This is a genomic window from Sinomonas notoginsengisoli, assembly GCF_021554725.1.
In the GTDB taxonomy this organism is placed as follows: Bacteria; Actinomycetota; Actinomycetes; order Actinomycetales; family Micrococcaceae; genus Sinomonas; species Sinomonas notoginsengisoli.
The window spans coordinates 964,925-980,685 of record NZ_JAIZDP010000001.1 but is presented as its reverse complement, the minus strand read 5'-3'; the positions used below and the strand labels follow the sequence as shown (position 1 = coordinate 980,685).

17 protein-coding genes are annotated in these 15,761 nt (G+C 68.8%); 11 read left to right on the top strand and 6 right to left on the bottom strand.

Going from position 1 to position 15,761, the window contains the following annotated elements:
* Window positions 1–64: 64 nt before the first annotated feature.
* Entirely contained in the window at window positions 65–895 is an 831-nt protein-coding gene (locus tag LF262_RS04550; RefSeq protein ID WP_235779051.1) for an aldo/keto reductase, read from the bottom strand.
* A gap of 52 nt (window positions 896–947) precedes the next feature.
* Entirely contained in the window at window positions 948–1,961 is a 1,014-nt protein-coding gene (locus tag LF262_RS04545; RefSeq protein ID WP_235779050.1) for a nitronate monooxygenase, read from the bottom strand.
* A 54-nt stretch (window positions 1,962–2,015) separates the two neighbouring features.
* Here LF262_RS04545 and LF262_RS04540 point away from each other — a divergent pair, with 54 nt between their 5' ends.
* The 7 genes from LF262_RS04540 to LF262_RS04510 all read left to right on the top strand — a co-directional run bounded on the left by LF262_RS04540 (window position 2,016) and on the right by LF262_RS04510 (window position 8,729).
* Entirely contained in the window at window positions 2,016–2,915 is a 900-nt protein-coding gene (locus LF262_RS04540; protein WP_235779302.1) for an N-acetylglucosamine kinase, read from the top strand.
* Between the two features lie 157 nt (window positions 2,916–3,072).
* Entirely contained in the window at window positions 3,073–4,188 is a 1,116-nt protein-coding gene (locus LF262_RS04535) for an ABC transporter ATP-binding protein (RefSeq protein ID WP_235779301.1), read from the top strand.
* The gene (locus LF262_RS04530; protein WP_235779049.1) at window positions 4,188–4,856 is read left to right on the top strand and encodes an ABC transporter permease; all 669 of its coding nucleotides are present in this window, start codon (window positions 4,188–4,190) and stop codon (window positions 4,854–4,856) included. Before LF262_RS04535 ends, LF262_RS04530 begins: the two co-directional genes overlap by 1 nt.
* Window positions 4,853–5,563 (top strand): ABC transporter permease, encoded by a 711-nt coding sequence (locus LF262_RS04525; protein WP_235779048.1) that lies wholly within the window; start codon window positions 4,853–4,855, stop codon window positions 5,561–5,563. The genes LF262_RS04530 and LF262_RS04525 overlap by 4 nt, the downstream gene beginning before the upstream one ends.
* Window positions 5,560–6,522, top strand: coding sequence for an ABC transporter substrate-binding protein (locus LF262_RS04520; RefSeq protein WP_235779047.1), 963 nt, complete (start codon window positions 5,560–5,562; stop codon window positions 6,520–6,522). The genes LF262_RS04525 and LF262_RS04520 overlap by 4 nt, the downstream gene beginning before the upstream one ends.
* A gap of 83 nt (window positions 6,523–6,605) precedes the next feature.
* On the top strand, window positions 6,606–7,826 hold the full coding sequence (locus LF262_RS04515; protein WP_235779046.1) for a pyridoxal phosphate-dependent aminotransferase: 1,221 nt from the start codon (window positions 6,606–6,608) through the stop codon (window positions 7,824–7,826).
* A 39-nt stretch (window positions 7,827–7,865) separates the two neighbouring features.
* Window positions 7,866–8,729: a polyphosphate kinase 2 family protein gene (locus LF262_RS04510; protein WP_235779045.1), complete on the top strand. Its 864-nt coding sequence runs from the start codon at window positions 7,866–7,868 to the stop codon at window positions 8,727–8,729.
* Window positions 8,730–8,740: 11 nt separating this feature from the next.
* Here LF262_RS04510 and LF262_RS04505 read toward each other — a convergent pair whose 3' ends face one another.
* Entirely contained in the window at window positions 8,741–8,983 is a 243-nt protein-coding gene (locus LF262_RS04505; RefSeq protein WP_235779044.1) for an exodeoxyribonuclease VII small subunit, read from the bottom strand.
* Entirely contained in the window at window positions 8,976–10,334 is a 1,359-nt protein-coding gene (gene xseA, locus LF262_RS04500; RefSeq protein WP_235779043.1) for an exodeoxyribonuclease VII large subunit, read from the bottom strand. Before xseA ends, LF262_RS04505 begins: the two co-directional genes overlap by 8 nt.
* A 92-nt stretch (window positions 10,335–10,426) precedes the next feature.
* Here xseA and LF262_RS04495 point away from each other — a divergent pair, with 92 nt between their 5' ends.
* Complete coding sequence (locus tag LF262_RS04495) at window positions 10,427–11,293, top strand: hypothetical protein (protein ID WP_235779042.1); 867 nt, start codon at window positions 10,427–10,429, stop codon at window positions 11,291–11,293.
* Window positions 11,290–12,375, top strand: coding sequence for a 4-hydroxy-3-methylbut-2-enyl diphosphate reductase (locus LF262_RS04490; RefSeq protein WP_235779041.1), 1,086 nt, complete (start codon window positions 11,290–11,292; stop codon window positions 12,373–12,375). The genes LF262_RS04495 and LF262_RS04490 overlap by 4 nt, the downstream gene beginning before the upstream one ends.
* Window positions 12,376–12,422: 47 nt before the next feature.
* On the opposite strand, the gene LF262_RS04485 is transcribed toward LF262_RS04490, so the two are convergent.
* A complete protein-coding gene (locus LF262_RS04485) occupies window positions 12,423–13,736 on the bottom strand; it encodes a DNA recombination protein RmuC (protein WP_235779040.1) in 1,314 nt (437 codons plus the stop codon).
* Between the two features lie 73 nt (window positions 13,737–13,809).
* Between LF262_RS04485 and ychF the strand changes: the two genes are divergently transcribed.
* Window positions 13,810–14,895 (top strand): redox-regulated ATPase YchF, encoded by a 1,086-nt coding sequence (gene ychF / locus LF262_RS04480; protein ID WP_235779039.1) that lies wholly within the window; start codon window positions 13,810–13,812, stop codon window positions 14,893–14,895.
* Window positions 14,896–15,022: 127 nt separating this feature from the next.
* Window positions 15,023–15,334, top strand: coding sequence for a hypothetical protein (locus LF262_RS04475; protein WP_235779038.1), 312 nt, complete (start codon window positions 15,023–15,025; stop codon window positions 15,332–15,334).
* A 114-nt stretch (window positions 15,335–15,448) separates the two neighbouring features.
* On the opposite strand, the gene LF262_RS04470 is transcribed toward LF262_RS04475, so the two are convergent.
* Window positions 15,449–15,604, bottom strand: a complete 156-nt coding sequence (locus LF262_RS04470; protein ID WP_235779037.1) for a hypothetical protein — start codon at window positions 15,602–15,604, stop codon at window positions 15,449–15,451.
* Window positions 15,605–15,761 lie beyond the last annotated feature (157 nt).

Genomic DNA, 15,761 nt, shown 5'->3' with positions numbered 1-15,761 from the left:
GTTCGGGGATGGCCTGCAGGGATGTGACCCCTCAACGTTGAGGGGTCACATCCCTGACACGTGGTCAGTGGCCGAAGCTCTCAGGGTCCGCGGCCTCGGGGCCTGAGCCGTCGAGGGCGTTGAAGGCGCCCAACTCCTCGGGGGTGAGGTCGAAGCCGAACACGTCGAGGTTCTCGGCCAGCCTCTCGCGATGGGTGGACTTGGGGATCGCCACGAGGCCCTGCTGCGTGTGCCACCGGAGCACGCCCTGCGCCGGGGTGACACCGTGCGCCTCGGCGGCCGCGACCACCGCCGGCTCGCCCAAGAGCTCCTTGCCGCGCCCGATGGGCGTATACGACTCGGTGACGGTGCCGTGGCCCGCGTTGAAGGCGCGGGCCTCGTCCTTGACCCAGTACGGGCTGATCTGCAGCTGGTTGACGTCGGGTGCCACGCCCGTGGCCTCGATGAGGCGCCCTGCGTGCGCCGGGAAGAAGTTGGAGACGCCGATCGAGCGGACCTTGCCCTCCGCCCGGAGCTGGGTGAGGCCGTCCCATGCCTGCACGTAGCTGTCCTGGTCGGGGTTGGGCCAGTGGATGAGGAAGAGGTCGAGATAGTCGACGCCGAGCCGTCGCACCGCGTTCTCCCACGCGGTGTGCACGCCATTGACGCTGTGCCACTCGCGATTGAACTTGGTGGTGATGAACACGTCCTCACGGGGCATGCCCGAGCGGCGCAGGCCCTCGCCCACGCCGGCTTCGTTGCCATAGTTCTCGGCGGTGTCGATGTGCCGGTACCCGAGTTCGAGGGCAGTCGTGACGACGTCGGCGGCCTGGGCGTCGTCGAGCGGCCACGTGCCGAGGCCGAGCTGCGGGATGGAGTGACCGGACGCGAGCTGAATGAGCGGTGCAGTAGCCATGCGCCCAGCCTAATGACCCCTCAACGGCAGGGACATGGACCTCCGCGGGAAGTCACGCGGCGAAACGCGCCACGACCGCCGCAGCCGGCTCCTCGAGCGCCTCACGCCACGCCGTCCCGGCCCACAGGCTCGTGCGGTGCGGGCTCCCCGCCTTGACGGACGCGGCCCGCATCGGTGCGGTGAGGTGGTGGACCACCGGGTAGGCGGCAGGGGCGTCCGCGAACCGGCGCATGAAGTCGTTCTCCAGCCCGCGCGCCCACTTCCCCGAGAAGGAGCGGGTCGGCGCCGTGCGGGTGAAGTCGTTCGAGGCCAACGCCTCGCGGTGCACCGGGTTGCTCCCTGCCTCCGGGGTGCGCAGGAAGGCCGTGCCGAGCTGGACGGCGGATGCGCCGGCAGAGCGGGCGGCAGCGGCGTCGTCGGGCGTTCCCACCCCGCCGGCGGCAACCAGGGGGAGGGCGACGGCGTCTCGCACCTGGGCGACGAGCTCCGGCAGGGTGCCGGCGAACGGCGGCAGCCCGAGGAACGCGCCCGAATGACCACCTGCGTCGGGGTGCTGCACGACGAGTGCGTTGACGCCGAGTTCAGCCGCCATCGCTGCCTCCTCGGGGCAGGTGACCGTCTGGAGCACGAACGCGCCCGCGCTCTGGAGCGCGGACACCGCGTCCCACCGAGGGGTGCCGAACGTGAAGGAGACGACTGCGGGAGTGCGGTCGAGGAGGAGGTCGAGCTTGGCCGGATAGGCGTCGTCGTCCGCCCACCGCGGTTCTGGAACCTCGGCGCCGAGCGCGGCAGCCTCTGGCAGGAGGCGTTCGCGGTAGGCGAGCACGGCGTCGCGGTCGATCTCCCCGGCGGAGGGGACGAAGAGGTTGACGCCGAACGGGCGGGCAGTGCCCATCGTGTCGAGCTCGGCCGTGAGCGCCTGCGGCGTCTTGAGGCCGCCGCCGAGGAAGCCAAGCCCTCCCGCGCGTCCCACCGCCTCGGCGAGCTGGGGACGGCTCGGCCCGCCAGCCATAGGCGCGGCAATCACGCCGTTTCCGAACAGATCCCCGGGGAGCGTCGCATCCATGTCTCCCACCCTAGTCAGTAGGCTGGGCGCGTGAGGCCCCCGCGCGTTCCGGACATGATGGTCGGCCTCGACATCGGCGGCACGAAGACCCGCGGCATCAAGGTGGTCGACGGCGAGGTGGTGGCCGATTTCGAGGTCGGCAGTGCGAACGTGCAGAACGTGAGCCGGGAGACGGCGGCATCGAATCTCGCGGAGCTCTTCGGCACGCTCGACGCCGAAGACGCGGCCCAGGTGGTCGTCGGCTCGGGCGGAATCGACACGGACGCGGACGCCGAGGCGTTGGCCGCCCTCATCCGCCCCAACGTTCCGCATGCGCGGGTGAGCGTGGTGCATGACTCGCGGCTCCTCCTCGCCGCCGGTGGCGTCCGGACCGGCGTCGCAGTGATCGCAGGCACCGGGTCCGCTGCCTGGGGTATCAACGCTGCCGGCGCCGAGGCCCGCGCGGGGGGCTGGGGCTACCTCCTCGGTGACGAGGGCAGCGGCTACTGGCTCGGCCGCGAGGCGGTGCGGTACAGCCTGCACCGCATGAACCTCGGCCTCGAACCGGACGACCTCACGCAGGAGCTCCTCGCCAGCACCGGCCTCACGGAGCCCACGGAGCTCATCTCCCACTTCCATGCCCTCGAGACCGGGCGGCGCTACTGGGCGCAGCGCTCCCGGATTGTGACCGAGGCCGCCGACGCCGGCCATCTCGGCGCCCGCTTCATGGTGGACCAGGCCGCCCACGACCTCGCGCGGATGGCCGCACAGGTGGCCCGCCAGCTCGACCTCGACGGCCCGGTGATCCTGGGCAGCGGGCTCGGGATGCACGTGCGAAGGGTCCAGGAAGGCTTCCGCGGGAGGCTTGCGGAGCAGGGCATCCACGACGTGCGGATCCTAGACCGAGACCCGATCTTCGGGACGCTCGTGCTCGCCGCTGAGGACGGGAGCGCAACGGGCCGTGATGCCAGGTGAGCGACGATGCGTGCCCGCCCGCCGCCGGAAGCTGTGCAGCACGCCGCCAAAGGCCACGCGAGGGCGGAAAATGCGCTGGTAGGCTCGCAGCAGCACACCGAGACAGAATGCCCAGACAGACTGATCCCCGACCGCCGAGGTGCACGTGTCCGATCCGATGATCGAGTTCCTGCAGGTGAGCAAGGTCTACGGTGGCCTCACCGCTGTGGACCGACTCAGCCTGAGCGTGCCCCGCGGACAGATCACCGTCTTCGTCGGTCCGTCGGGATGCGGTAAGACCACGTCCCTGCGGATGGTCAACCGCATGGTCGAGCCGAGCTCGGGGACCATTACCGTCGAGGGACGCGACGTCGTCGCCCAGCCCGCGCCGCTCCTGCGCCGCTCGATGGGTTACGTCATGCAGTCGGCCGGCCTCATGCCGCACCGCACGGTCGTGGACAACATCGCCACTGTGCCCCGGCTGAACGGTGCCTCTCGGGCGTCTGCCCGTGAACGAGCCCGGGAGCTGCTCGGCGTCGTCGGCCTTCCCGAGAACCTCGGTGGCAGGTACCCGGCGCAGCTCTCGGGGGGCCAGCAGCAGCGCGTCGGGGTCGCGCGGGCCCTCGCGGCAGACCCGCCTGTGCTGCTCATGGATGAGCCGTTCAGTGCGGTGGACCCAGTGGTGCGGCACGAGCTCCAGCAGGAGCTGCTGCGCCTGCAGCGAGAGCTCGGAAAGACGATCATCTTCGTCACGCATGACATCGACGAGGCCGTGCTGCTCGGGGACCGGATCGCCGTGTTCGCGGTCGGCGGGAGACTCGCTCAGGTCGCCGGTCCAGAGGAACTCCTGCGGGCCCCTGTGGACGAGTTCGTCTCGGAGTTCGTGGGCCGCGACCGCGGCTTCCGGCACCTCGGGTTCTACGACGACGAAGGGCTCCCAGTTTCCCCCGCCGCCACGGTTCCCGTCGCAGACGTTGCCGCCGCCCGGCCCGAGGAGTGGCTCATCGCCGTCGACGAGGCCAGCCGCCCCGCCGGGTGGGCCGGAGCGGCGTTCCCCGGCACGCTCATGAGTGGGGGATCGCTCCACCGATCCGGCGGCACCCTGCGGTCCGCGCTCGACGCGGCACTGTCCTCACCGTCCGGGCGGGGCGTGGTAGTGGACGACGCCGGGCGCCTCCTCGGCACGGTCGGTGCGACCGAGGTCATCGCCCAGGCGGACGCGCGTCGCGCCGCGGCGCAGCGCGAGCGCGCCGCCATCGCCACGGCCGGGACGGGGACAGGGGACGAGCGCTGATGGAGTGGGCGGTGGCGAACGTCGGACGCATCCTGGCCCTCACCGGCCAGCACCTCGTCCTCGCGCTCGTCCCGCTCCTGCTCGGCCTGGCCATCAGCCTCCCGCTCGCGCAGGCGGTGCGGCACCGGCACGGCTTGCGCGCCGTGCTCCTGAGCCTCAGCTCGGTCCTGTACACCGTTCCCTCGCTCGCGCTGTTCATCATCCTGCCCGTGGTCCTCGGCACCCGCATCCTCGACCCGGTCAACGTGATCGTGGCCCTCACTGTGTACGCCGTGGCGCTGCTGGTGAGGTCCTCCCTCGACGCACTCGACTCAGTGGACGCCGAACTGAGCCTGGCCGCGCAGGCGCTTGGGCATACCGCGGCGACGCGCTACTTCCTCGTGGACCTTCCGCTCTCGCTGCCGGTGCTCATCGCGGGCCTGCGCGCGGTATCGGTGAGCAATATCTCCCTCGTGAGCGTCGCGGCTCTCGTGGGGATGCCCAATCTGGGGATCCTCTTCACCGAAGGGCTCCAACGGGACTTCATCACCGAAATCGTCGTCGGTCTCGTGGGCATCCTGGTCCTTGCCTTGCTCATGGACTTCGCGCTCGTGCTCACGGGGCGCGTCCTGGCGCCGTGGGCCCGGCTCGTCGGTGGCCCCGGGCAGCGGAAGGCGGCCCGAAGATGAGCCTCCTCGAGCAGACGTGGGCATGGCTCACCGACCCCGCCAACTGGAGCGGGTACTCAGGCATCCCCGCACGGCTCGGGGAGCACGCCTTCTACGCCGTCCTCACCGTGGCCATCGCCGCGGCCATCGCCCTGCCCATCGGGGCGTACGTCGGGCATACTGGCCGCGGCCGCGTCGTGGTCGTAGCCGCCGCCGGAGCCCTGCGCGCGATCCCCACGCTCGGGCTCCTCGTCCTCTTCGTGCTCCTGGCCGGCATTGGTCTCATGCCGCCCATCTTGGCGCTTGTGATCCTGACCATCCCGCCGCTCCTCGCCGGCACCTATTCTGGGATCGCCGCGGTGGACCCTTCGGTGGTCGACGCCGCGCGCGCCCAGGGCATGAGGGAAGACCAGGTGCTCCTCGGCGTCGAGCTCCCCAACGCCGTTCCCGTGATCTTCGGCGGGCTCCGCGCGGCGGTCCTGCAGGTCATCGCGACCGCCACCGTGGTCGCCTACACCAACCTCGGAGGGCTCGGCCGGTACATTTTCGACGGCCTCGCCCTCTCCGACTACCCCCAGATGCTCGGGGGCTCTGTGCTCGTGGCCGCGCTCGCCGTCGTCACCGACCTCGTCCTCGGCGCGTTCCGGCGCGCCCTGGGTCCCCGCTCGTCCTCTGCCCGGGAGCCGCTGGCCCCCGAGGTAGCCGTCGTACAGGAAGGAATTCCATGATCCAGGATCACCCCGTCACCCGCCGCAGGGCGCTGACCGCCGCCGCAGCGGGGCTCGGCCTGAGCCTTGCGCTGAGCGCCTGCGGCGGTTCGTCGAATCCGCTCAGCACCGGCAGCGCCGCGAGCTCCGGCGGAGCCGGAGGTTCCGGCAAGGCCCTCGTCATCGGTTCAGCGGACTTCACCGAGAGCCAGATCGTCGCCGAGCTCTATGCGGGAGCACTCAACGCCGCGGGCGTCCAAGCCACGACCAAGCCGAATATCGGCGCGCGCGAGGTCTACTACAAGGCGGTTCAGGACGGTTCGGTCGACGTGGTCCCCGACTACACGGGCAATCTCCTGCTGTACGTCGACACCTCTGCCACTCAGGTCTCGGCATCGGACATCGCGAGCGCACTGCCCGGCAAGCTCGCGAAGGGCCTCGCGATCCTAGACCCGGCCAAGGCCGAGGATAAGGACGCCATGGTGGTCACGAAGGCCAGCGCGGCGAGGTACAGCCTCAAGAGCCTCGAGGACATGGCCAAGGTCTGCAAGGATCTCGTGATCGGTGCGCCGGCCACGTTCGAGAAGCGCGCCTACGGTCTGCCGGGGCTCAAGGACAAGTACAACTGCGTCCCCAAGCAGTTCCAGCCGATGAGCGACGGCGGGGGTCCGGTGACGCTCAAGGCCCTGCTCTCGAATGACGTGCAGGTGGCGGACATCTACACGACCACGCCGTCGATCGCTGACAACGACCTCGTAGTCCTGGATGATCCGAAGAACAACTTCATCGCCCAGCAGGTCGTCCCGCTCGTCCGCACGGACACCGTCTCGGACAAGGCGAAGTCTGCCCTGAACGCGGTGTCCAAGCAGCTCACGACCGAGGACCTCGTGAACCTCAACCGGTCGGTGAGCGGGACGCAGAAGCAGTCGCCCGCGGACGCCGCGAAGGCCTGGCTCAAGGAGAAGGGCCTCGCGTCCTGACCTGACTGGTCCCAGACGGGAAGGGCCACAGGGTGTGAGCGGCACCGCACGGATGCCGCCACACCCTGTGGCATTCTTGGAGAATGGCCCAATTCGCGCAGTCTTCCAAGCTCCACAACGTCCTCTACGACATTCGGGGCCCGATTCTGGAAGCTGCCCAGCAGATGGAGGCCGAGGGCCACCGGATCCTCAAGCTCAACATCGGCAACCCCGCCCCGTTCGGCTTCGAGGCGCCGGACGCGATCCTGGTCGACATGATCCGGCACCTGCCGCACGCGCAGGGGTACAGCGACTCGCGGGGGATCTTCTCCGCGCGCACGGCGGTCTCGCAGTACTACCAGACCCGGGGCATCCAGAACATCCACGTCGATGACATCTACCTCGGCAACGGCGTCTCCGAGCTCATCACGATGTCCCTCATGGCCCTCCTCGAACAGGGGGACGAGATCCTCGTGCCGACCCCCGACTATCCCCTGTGGACAGCGTCCGTGTCCCTCGCGGGCGGCCGCGCGGTGCACTACCTGTGCGACGAGGACCTCGACTGGGAGCCGGACCTCGAGGACCTCGAGTCCAAGATCACCTCGCGCACCAAGGGGATCGTGGTCATCAACCCGAACAACCCGACCGGCGCGGTGTACTCCGACTCGACGCTGCGTCGGATCGTGGAACTCGCCGAGAAGCACGGGCTCATCATCTTCGCCGACGAGATCTACGAGAAGATCCTCTATGAGGACGCCACGCACACGAACATGGCAGCCTTCACCGACGAGGAGGTCCTATGCCTGACCTTCTCCGGCCTGTCGAAGGCGTACCGCGTGTGCGGTTACCGTGCTGGTTGGATGGCCATCTCCGGCCCGAAGAAGGACGCGGCGGACTACCTCGAGGGGATCAACCTCCTGGCCAACATGCGGCTCTGTGCCAACGTGCCCGCGCAGCACGCAATCCAGACGGCGCTCGGCGGCTACCAGAGCATCAACGACCTCATCCTGCCCGGCGGCCGGCTGCTCGAGCAGCGCAACAAGGCGTACGAGATGCTCAACGCGATCCCCGGGGTCTCGACGAAGCAGGCCAAGGGCGCCCTGTACCTGTTCCCCCGGCTGGATCCCGAGGTGTATCGGATCCGCGACGACGAGAAGTTTGTCCTCGACCTGCTCCGCGAGCAGAAGATCCTCCTTTCCCATGGGCGCGCCTTCAACTGGATTGCGCCGGACCACTTCCGGATGGTGACCCTTCCGGCCGTGGCGGACATCGAGGAGGCAATCACCCGTATGGCAGACTTCCTGAGCAGGTACAAGGGGAACTGACCGGGCAGTCGGGCCCGGCCGCCGAGGGCAGGGGGCAGCATGGGCAAGCGCAAGGCAGGCCACGGCTTCATCGACGCGCCCGAGGACTTCCTTGTGGTGGGCCCGGACTTCAGGCTCACAGACGTCGACGCTGCGTCCACGACTGGCTTCTCGGGAGGCAAGGCTGATGGCGAGGCAGTCCTCGCTCCGCGTGATGCCCACTTGGCCGACCTCCAGGAACGCCTGTATGCCGAGGGCAAGGGCGGCGGGACACGGTCGCTCCTGCTGATCCTGCAGGCCATGGACACTGCGGGCAAGGGAGGCATGATCAGCCATGTCGTGGGGGCAGTGGACGTCCAAGGCGTCCAGCTCGCCGCCTTCAAGACGCCCACGGACGAGGAGAAGCAGCACGATTTCCTCTGGCGAGTCGAGAAGCAGCTGCCCCAACCCGGGATGCTGGGCTGCTTCGACCGCTCGTACTACGAGGACGTGCTGATCCATCGGGTGCACGGCTGGGCCGATCCGCCCGAGCTGGAACGCCGATACTCGGCGATCCAGGATTTCGAGGCGCACCTCCACGCCTCGGGGACCGAGATCATCAAGGTCATGCTCCACATCAGCAAGGAGGAGCAGGGCAAGCGGCTCGCTGCCCGGCTCGATGACCCGACCAAGTACTGGAAGTACAACCCGAGCGACCTCGCCGAGCGTCGGCTCTGGGATGCCTACATGGAGGCGTACCAGATCGCGATCGAGCGTACGAGCGCCCCCTACGCGCCGTGGTACGTTGTGCCCGCCGACAACAAGTGGTACGCGCGCCTCGTCGTCCAGGAGCTCATCGTCGCTGCGCTCGAGCGCATGGACCCGCAGTGGCCTGGGCCGTCTTTCGACATCGACGAGCAGAAGAAGCTCCTCGCCGAGAGCTGAGCCGCCGCGGGCTAGTTTGCCGGGGTGCCACCCGCGCCCGTGGTCCCCTCGCCCCGGGCGGCGTCCAGCCGACGTCGTGCGCCTTCGAGCCACTCCTCGCAGCGGGCGGCGAGTGCTTCGCCCCGCTCCCAGAGAGCGAGCGACTCCTCAAGGCTCACCCCGCCGGCCTCGAGCCGCGAGACGACAGCCACGAGCTGTTCGCGGGCATCTTCGTAGCTGAGGTCCTCGAACGTCTCCTGTGTGTTCTCAGGCATCTGATGGTCCTTCCTGGGACGGTGCGTCGGGGTTCGGTGCGCGGTGCGTGATATCGGGGGGCTTTCCCTCACTGCGCGCCGCAATGGCTCCACGCGCGAGCCGGACGCGTAGCGGGGTTCCGGGGGGCGCATCCTCCGGGGCACGGACAACGGCGGCGGCCGGCCCGTCGAGGAGCTGTACCACCGAGTATCCCCGGTCCAGCGTCTGCTGTGGCGAGAGGGATCTGAGCTGGGCACGCAGGTGGGCTACCGAGTCCACCGCGCGCACGACGGCGCCGCTCACCGCAGAGTGTGAGCGCACCCTCAGCCGCTCGAGCTCGTCGTGTCGGACTTGGACCATGGTGCCCGGGGAGGCAAGGACTGGACGGCTGCGGATCGAGGCGAGCCGCTCCGACTCGCGCTCCACGTACAGACGGACCTGCCGGTCGATCCTGTCGCGGCACTGCTTCACCCGCAGCAGCTCTTCGGCCACGTCTGGAACTATTCGCTTCGCGGCATCTGTGGGGGTCGAGGCCCGGAGGTCGGCGACGTCGTCGAGGATCGGGCGGTCGGCTTCATGGCCGATGGCGCTGACCACCGGCGTGTGTGCGTCGGCAACGGCCCGGACGAGGGCCTCGTTGCTGAACGGCAGGAGGTCTTCGAGGGATCCGCCGCCGCGCGCGATCACAATGACGTCGACCTCGGCGTGGGCGTCGAGTTCGCGGAGGGCACCGAGCACCTCGGCCACGGCGCTGGCACCCTGCACGGCGACCTCACGGATCTCGAACGCCACGGCCGGCCAGCGCAGGGCGGCATTGCGAAGCACGTCCTTCTTCGCGTCGGAGTCACGCCCTGTAATGAGTCCAATCCGGTGCGGGAGGGCCGGCAGCCGCTTCTTGTGCTCCTCCGCGAAGAGGCCCTCCGCACCGAGCGCCTGACGGAGGTTCTCGATGCGCGCCAGAAGGTCGCCGAGGCCCACCGGGCGCATATCTCGGACGGCCATGTTCAGCCGCCCCGACTTGAGCCACATCTCCGGCTTCACGAGGGCTACGACGCGTGACCCGCGCTGGACCGGTTCGCGCAGCCTCGCCATGACGGTGCCCCATGCCGAGGCCGGAAGGGAGATCTCGGCATCGACGTCCCGCAACGTGAGGTACGCGGTCTGGCCCCTCTGGCTCATCTCAATGACCTGGCCCTCGATCCACACCTGCGGGGAGCGCTCGATGTGTTCCTTGAGCTTTCGGGAAAGTACATGGAGCGGCCACGGATTGTCCGGCGTTGTGTCCGCGGCCCTCGCCGGCAGCGTAGCCTCGCCACGTGGGTCGGCGCCCCCAGGCTCTGCTTCCCGCTGGGGCGGGGGAGTCTCTTCCATCTCAGCCACCATAGTTCAGGACTATCACGCCGCTCCGACATCCCGTGCGCCGTTCCGCGGGGCCTGGGGCGCGCGCCGCTAGGATGAACGGGTTGTCGATCCTGGGGAAGTCCATGCGCACCGTCCTCTCCGCACTCTCCGTGCTGCTCGCCGTCGTTCTCACGGCAGCCGCGGTGCCGTCGCTGTGGCTCGAACGCAATGTGGTGGATGAAGGCGGGTTCGTGCGCCTGCTGAGTCCCCTTCGCAGCGATACCGAGTTCCAGTCCGCGCTCGGGTCCGCGCTGGCCTCGACCGTGGTGTCCGCATCAGGCACCCCAGGGGCCGCCCGGGGTGAGGCCTCCCGGCTCACGGAAGGGCTCGTCAGGGGGATCACGAGCGATCCTGGCTTCCCCGGGGCCTGGGACGACACGCTTCGCGAAAGCCACAGGCTCAACTTCTCGCCGGATACGGCGTCGACCTCTGCATTCACTTTGCAGCTGCGCCCTCTCGCCGGCATCCTCCTCAAGCGACTGGGGGCCGGCCTCGGCTTGTCTCTCGGCGACGCTCCTGATATTGAGGTCCCTGTTGGGACGGCGCAGCAGCGTTCGTGGCTCACCGTCATGCAGAGCGCGGCCAGCCTGGCGGTCCCTCTGACCCTGGGAGCGGTCCTCGCCTTCGTTCTGGGGCTCCTGTTCGCGCGACGCCGCGACGTTGCCTTCGGATGGCTCGGTGCCGGGCTCCTGCTGGTTGCCGCCGCACTCGGCGCCGCCGTGTTCCTCGGCTCCACGCTTGCCGGCGGCCAAGGCGGCGGCGGAACGGTCGCTTCAGTGTTCGCTGGCCGCGTAGGGCCGCTCTTCGCCGACGCCTTCATGCCCTGGGTGGCCGCGGTGGCGATACTGGGTGCCGTGTGCCTCGGGCTCTCCATCGCGCTCGGAGCGCGACGCAGGCGCGCGTCACGCGCCGGTAGCATGGGAGCATGAGCTCCACCTCCGTTCCCCTGTCCATGCCCACGGTTCCGCGGCTGCGCCGCACACCTGCGGATGTGGCGGCGACCCTTCCGGTGGCGGGCACCAAGAAGGTCCTCCTCGCAGCGCCCCGCGGTTACTGCGCCGGGGTTGACCGTGCCGTCATCGCCGTGGAGAAGGCACTCGAGCACTATGGCGCCCCGGTGTACGTGCGCAAGCAGATTGTCCACAACCGCCACGTCGTCGAGACGCTCGAGGACCGTGGGGCCGTCTTCGTGGACGAGACCGACCAGGTGCCCGAGGGTGCCCTCGTGGTGTTCTCGGCGCACGGCGTAAGCCCGGCGGTGGTCCGTTCTGCCGAGGAACGCGGCCTGCGCACCATCGACGCGACGTGCCCGCTCGTGACGAAGGTGCACCGCGAGGCGGTGCGCTTCGCGAAGGACGACTACGAGATCCTTCTCATCGGGCACGTGGGCCACGAGGAGGTCGAGGGCACATACGGCGAAGCCCCGGCGAACACCCAGATCGTGAACTCGCCCGAGGAAGCGGACAGGATTGAGGTCCGGGACCCTGACAAGCTCATCTGGCTCTCCCAGACCACGCTCTCCGTCGACGAGACGATGGAAACCGTGCGGCGGCTGCGGGAGCGCTTCCCGAACCTCCAGGATCCGCCCAGCGACGACATCTGCTATGCGACCTCCAACCGTCAGGCCGCGATCAAGAAGATCGCGCCGCAGTCAGACCTCGTGATCGTGGTCGGCTCCGCGAACTCCTCGAACTCGGTACGCCTCATGGAAGTCGCTCTCGAGTACGGCGCCAAGGCCGCGCACCGGGTGGACTTCGCCAACGAGGTCGACGAGTCGTGGTTCGAAGGCGTGGAGACCATCGGGCTGACGTCGGGTGCCTCAGTGCCCGAGGTCCTCGTGCAGGACGTCCTGAGGCTCGCCGCGGAGTACGGCTACGGGACCGTCGAGGAGGTCGTGACTGCGGAGGAGGACATCCTCTTCTCGCTGCCCAAGGAGCTACGGGCCACGCTCAAGGAGCATGGCGATGGCTCCCGCGGCCTCGGCGGCCGAGGCCAACGTCCCCAAAGCTGACGCAGGACACCGCGCCGCCGAGGCTGGCCTGCACCCCCACCATTCCCTCACGCGGAGTGGCGGCGGTGATCCTCGTCCGATGTCCGGGGGACTGTCCCCGCCTTGGGGTTGGCTTCGCCACCGAGGGTCCCCGGCAGCGGGGAGATCCCGTTGTCACGCCACATCTGCTCATCGAGGAGCTCGCCCGCGGACAGGACCCGGGGCGTCGTCTCGACGGGCGGGAGGTCGGGCAGAGTCTCGGGTGCGCCCAGATCAAGGGCACTCATGCGGCGCGCGGTCGGGAGGACGCGGGATTCGAGGGCGCCGATGAAGGCGTTGTACCGCTCGACAGAGCCCTTGAGCGACGCGCCGAGCCGTGCCACATGGCCGCCCATCGTGCTCAGCCGCCCGTAGAGCTGCGTCGAGAGATCGAACAGTTCGCGGGCGTTCTCCGTCACGAGTTCCTGCCGCCAGCCGAAGGCGATCCCCTTGAGCAGGGCCATGAGTGTTGCGGGGGAGGCAAGCGCGACGTTCCGGGCGAAGGCATAGTCGAGGAGGCCCGCATCCGCCCGCAGGGCCTCGGCGAGGAACGACTCCGCGGGGAGGAAGCACACCACCAGCTCCGGGCTCTGCCCCACAGCCTCCCAGTACTTCTTTGACCCGAGCGCGTCGACGTGTGCCTTCACGGCCTTGGCATGCTCGACCAGATGCCGATCACGCTGTGCGGCGCCGGTCGGGCTCGGATCCTGGGCATGCTCCTGCGCCTTCAGATAGGCGCCCAGCGGTACCTTCGAGTCCACCACGATGCGCTTGCCGCCCGGGAGCAGCACCACGAGGTCCGGCCGCACGGCCCCAGTGCCGCCGGAAGTGGACACCTGCTCCGCGAAGTCGACACGGTCGAGCATGCCTGCAGCCTCTACAACACGGCGGAGCTGGACTTCGCCCCACGTGCCGCGCGAGGAGTTGTTGGCCAGGGCGGAGGTGAGCACGTGGGCCGACTGGAGGATCGCCGCGTCCGACTCGCGGGCCTCCGCGAGCTGCTGCGCGAGCTGTCCGAACTGCTCGATACGGTCCCGTTCGAGCAGTGCGACGGCACGCTGCACGGCTCCGAGCTTCTCCGCCACGGGCGCCAGGGCGTGCAGCACGGTGTTCTCCTGCTCGTCCAGCGAGGTCAGGGCAGCGTTCTGCCGCGCGAGGAGGTCGCGCTCCGCACTCGCCGCCGCGAGCTGTGCCTCTGCCGACGCGAGGCGAGACTGCAGCGCCGGGAGGCTGCCGCCGTCGTGCGCGGCACGACGCCTCTGGGCCGCGGCCCCCGCCACCCAGCCGGCCACCAGCGCGAGCAGCGCCACCAGCACCATCACGAGAATCTGCGTTCCGTCCATGGCCTCACCTTCGCACGGGGCACCGACAATTCTCGCGCAGGACCGCCCGCCGCCCCCGGTATGATGGATCACCGTGGCTCTCACTATCGGAATCGTCGGTCTCCCCAACGTCGGCAAGTCGACGCTCTTCAACGCCCTGACCCGGAACCAGGTCCTTGCGGCAAACTATCCGTTCGCCACCATCGAGCCGAACGTCGGAGTGGTGAGCCTCCCCGACCCGCGCCTCGACACGCTCGCCGAGATCTTCGGCTCCCAGCGCATCCTCCCCGCGACGGTCTCCTTCGTGGACATCGCCGGGATCGTCAAGGGCGCCTCCGAGGGCGAGGGCCTCGGCAACCAGTTCCTCGCCAACATCCGCGAGGCCCAGGCGATAGCGCAGGTGATCCGGGTCTTCGAGGACACGGATGTGGTGCACGTGGAGGGCAAGGTGGACCCGCGCTCCGACATGGAGACCATCAATACCGAGCTCGTCCTGGCTGACCTGCAGACCATCGAGAAGGCCCTTCCGCGCGTCGAGAAGGAGGTCAAGATCAAGAAGCGTGACGCCGCCGAGCTCGCCGCGATCGAGGCCGCCCAGAAGGTCCTCGAGCGCGGCGACACAATCTTCTCCTCGATCGCCTCAGACAAGCTCGACATGGAGCACCTGAAGGAGCTCAACCTCCTCACGGCGAAGCCGTTCATCTACGTCTTCAACGCGGACGACGGCATCCTGACGAGCCCTGGGAAGCAGGACGAGCTGCGCGCCCTGGTCGCGCCAGCGGACGCAATCTTCCTCGATGCCAAGCTCGAGGCGGACCTCGTGGAGCTCTCCGAGGAGGAAGCGCGCGAGATGCTGGAGATGAACGGCCAGGATGAGTCCGGCCTCGACCAGCTCGCGCGGGTCGGCTTCCACACGCTTGGCCTGCAGACCTACCTCACGGCCGGCCCCAAGGAAGCCCGTGCCTGGACGATCCGTCAGGGGGACACCGCCCCGATGGCCGCTGGCGTGATCCACTCCGACTTCCAGCGGGGCTTCATCAAGGCCGAGGTGGTCCACTTCGAGGACCTCGTCGACGCCGGGTCGATGAACGAGGCCAAGGCCCGCGGCAAGGTGCGGATCGAGGGCAAGGACTATGTGATGGCCGACGGCGACGTGGTCGAGTTCCGCTTCAACGTGTGAGCGTCGGCAAAAAAGGGTTGGCTCCATGGGTGTTAGATAGGTAACAGCCGGGTAAAGAGCGGGGGCGGGCTCTCGGAATGTCTCGGGGGCCGCAACGCCGAAAATCACTGAGAAAATGGAGATAACCATGCGACTGGTCACGAAGTCGATTGCGGGAGCGGCTCTTGCGGGCGGAATGATGCTTGCGGGCGGGATCGCACCGGCCCAAGCAGCCAACAACAGCCAGCAGGGCGGGCTGGTGAACGTCAGTGTCGGAGACGTCCTGAGCAACAACAATGTCAACATTGGTGTCGCCGCGCAGTTGGTCGCCGATGTCTGCCCGAGCGTGAACGTGGGCAACATCGCTGTCCTCGCGGCTCAAGCCGCACGCAGCGGTTCGGCCTCGGCTGTTTGCTCGGCAACGGGTGCTCCGATCAACCTGACGCAGGCGATCCGCTAGGCGCGTTCGTCCTCCTAGGGCTGCCACACCTGACAACAGGTGTGGCAGCCCTTTCCTGTCCCAGCCCAGGGGGGTGCGGTCCACGTGAACACAGATGGTGTCGAGCACTTCGCGTTATGCCAGGCCATTGCCCGCGTTGGCGCTCAGGCCTTGGATGACGTCTTCGTCGGCTCCCAGGCCGCGCAGCTCGTCCACGGCTGCCGCAAGCTGCTTCACCGCTGTGCCGATGTGATGCCGCGCCGCCCGGGCGGCATTCGGAAAGGCCGTCATGCGGCAGGCAAAACCAGGGGCCCGCGAGCGCTGTGGAGAATTAATTCCCCGGCCACCGGTGGGCCCGCCACCGTCCGCCTGCATGGATAGGCTGGGCAGGGACCGGCCGGGCACGCCTTTGGCGTGCATCGGCGAGCCGACGCTGAAGGCAGGGGCA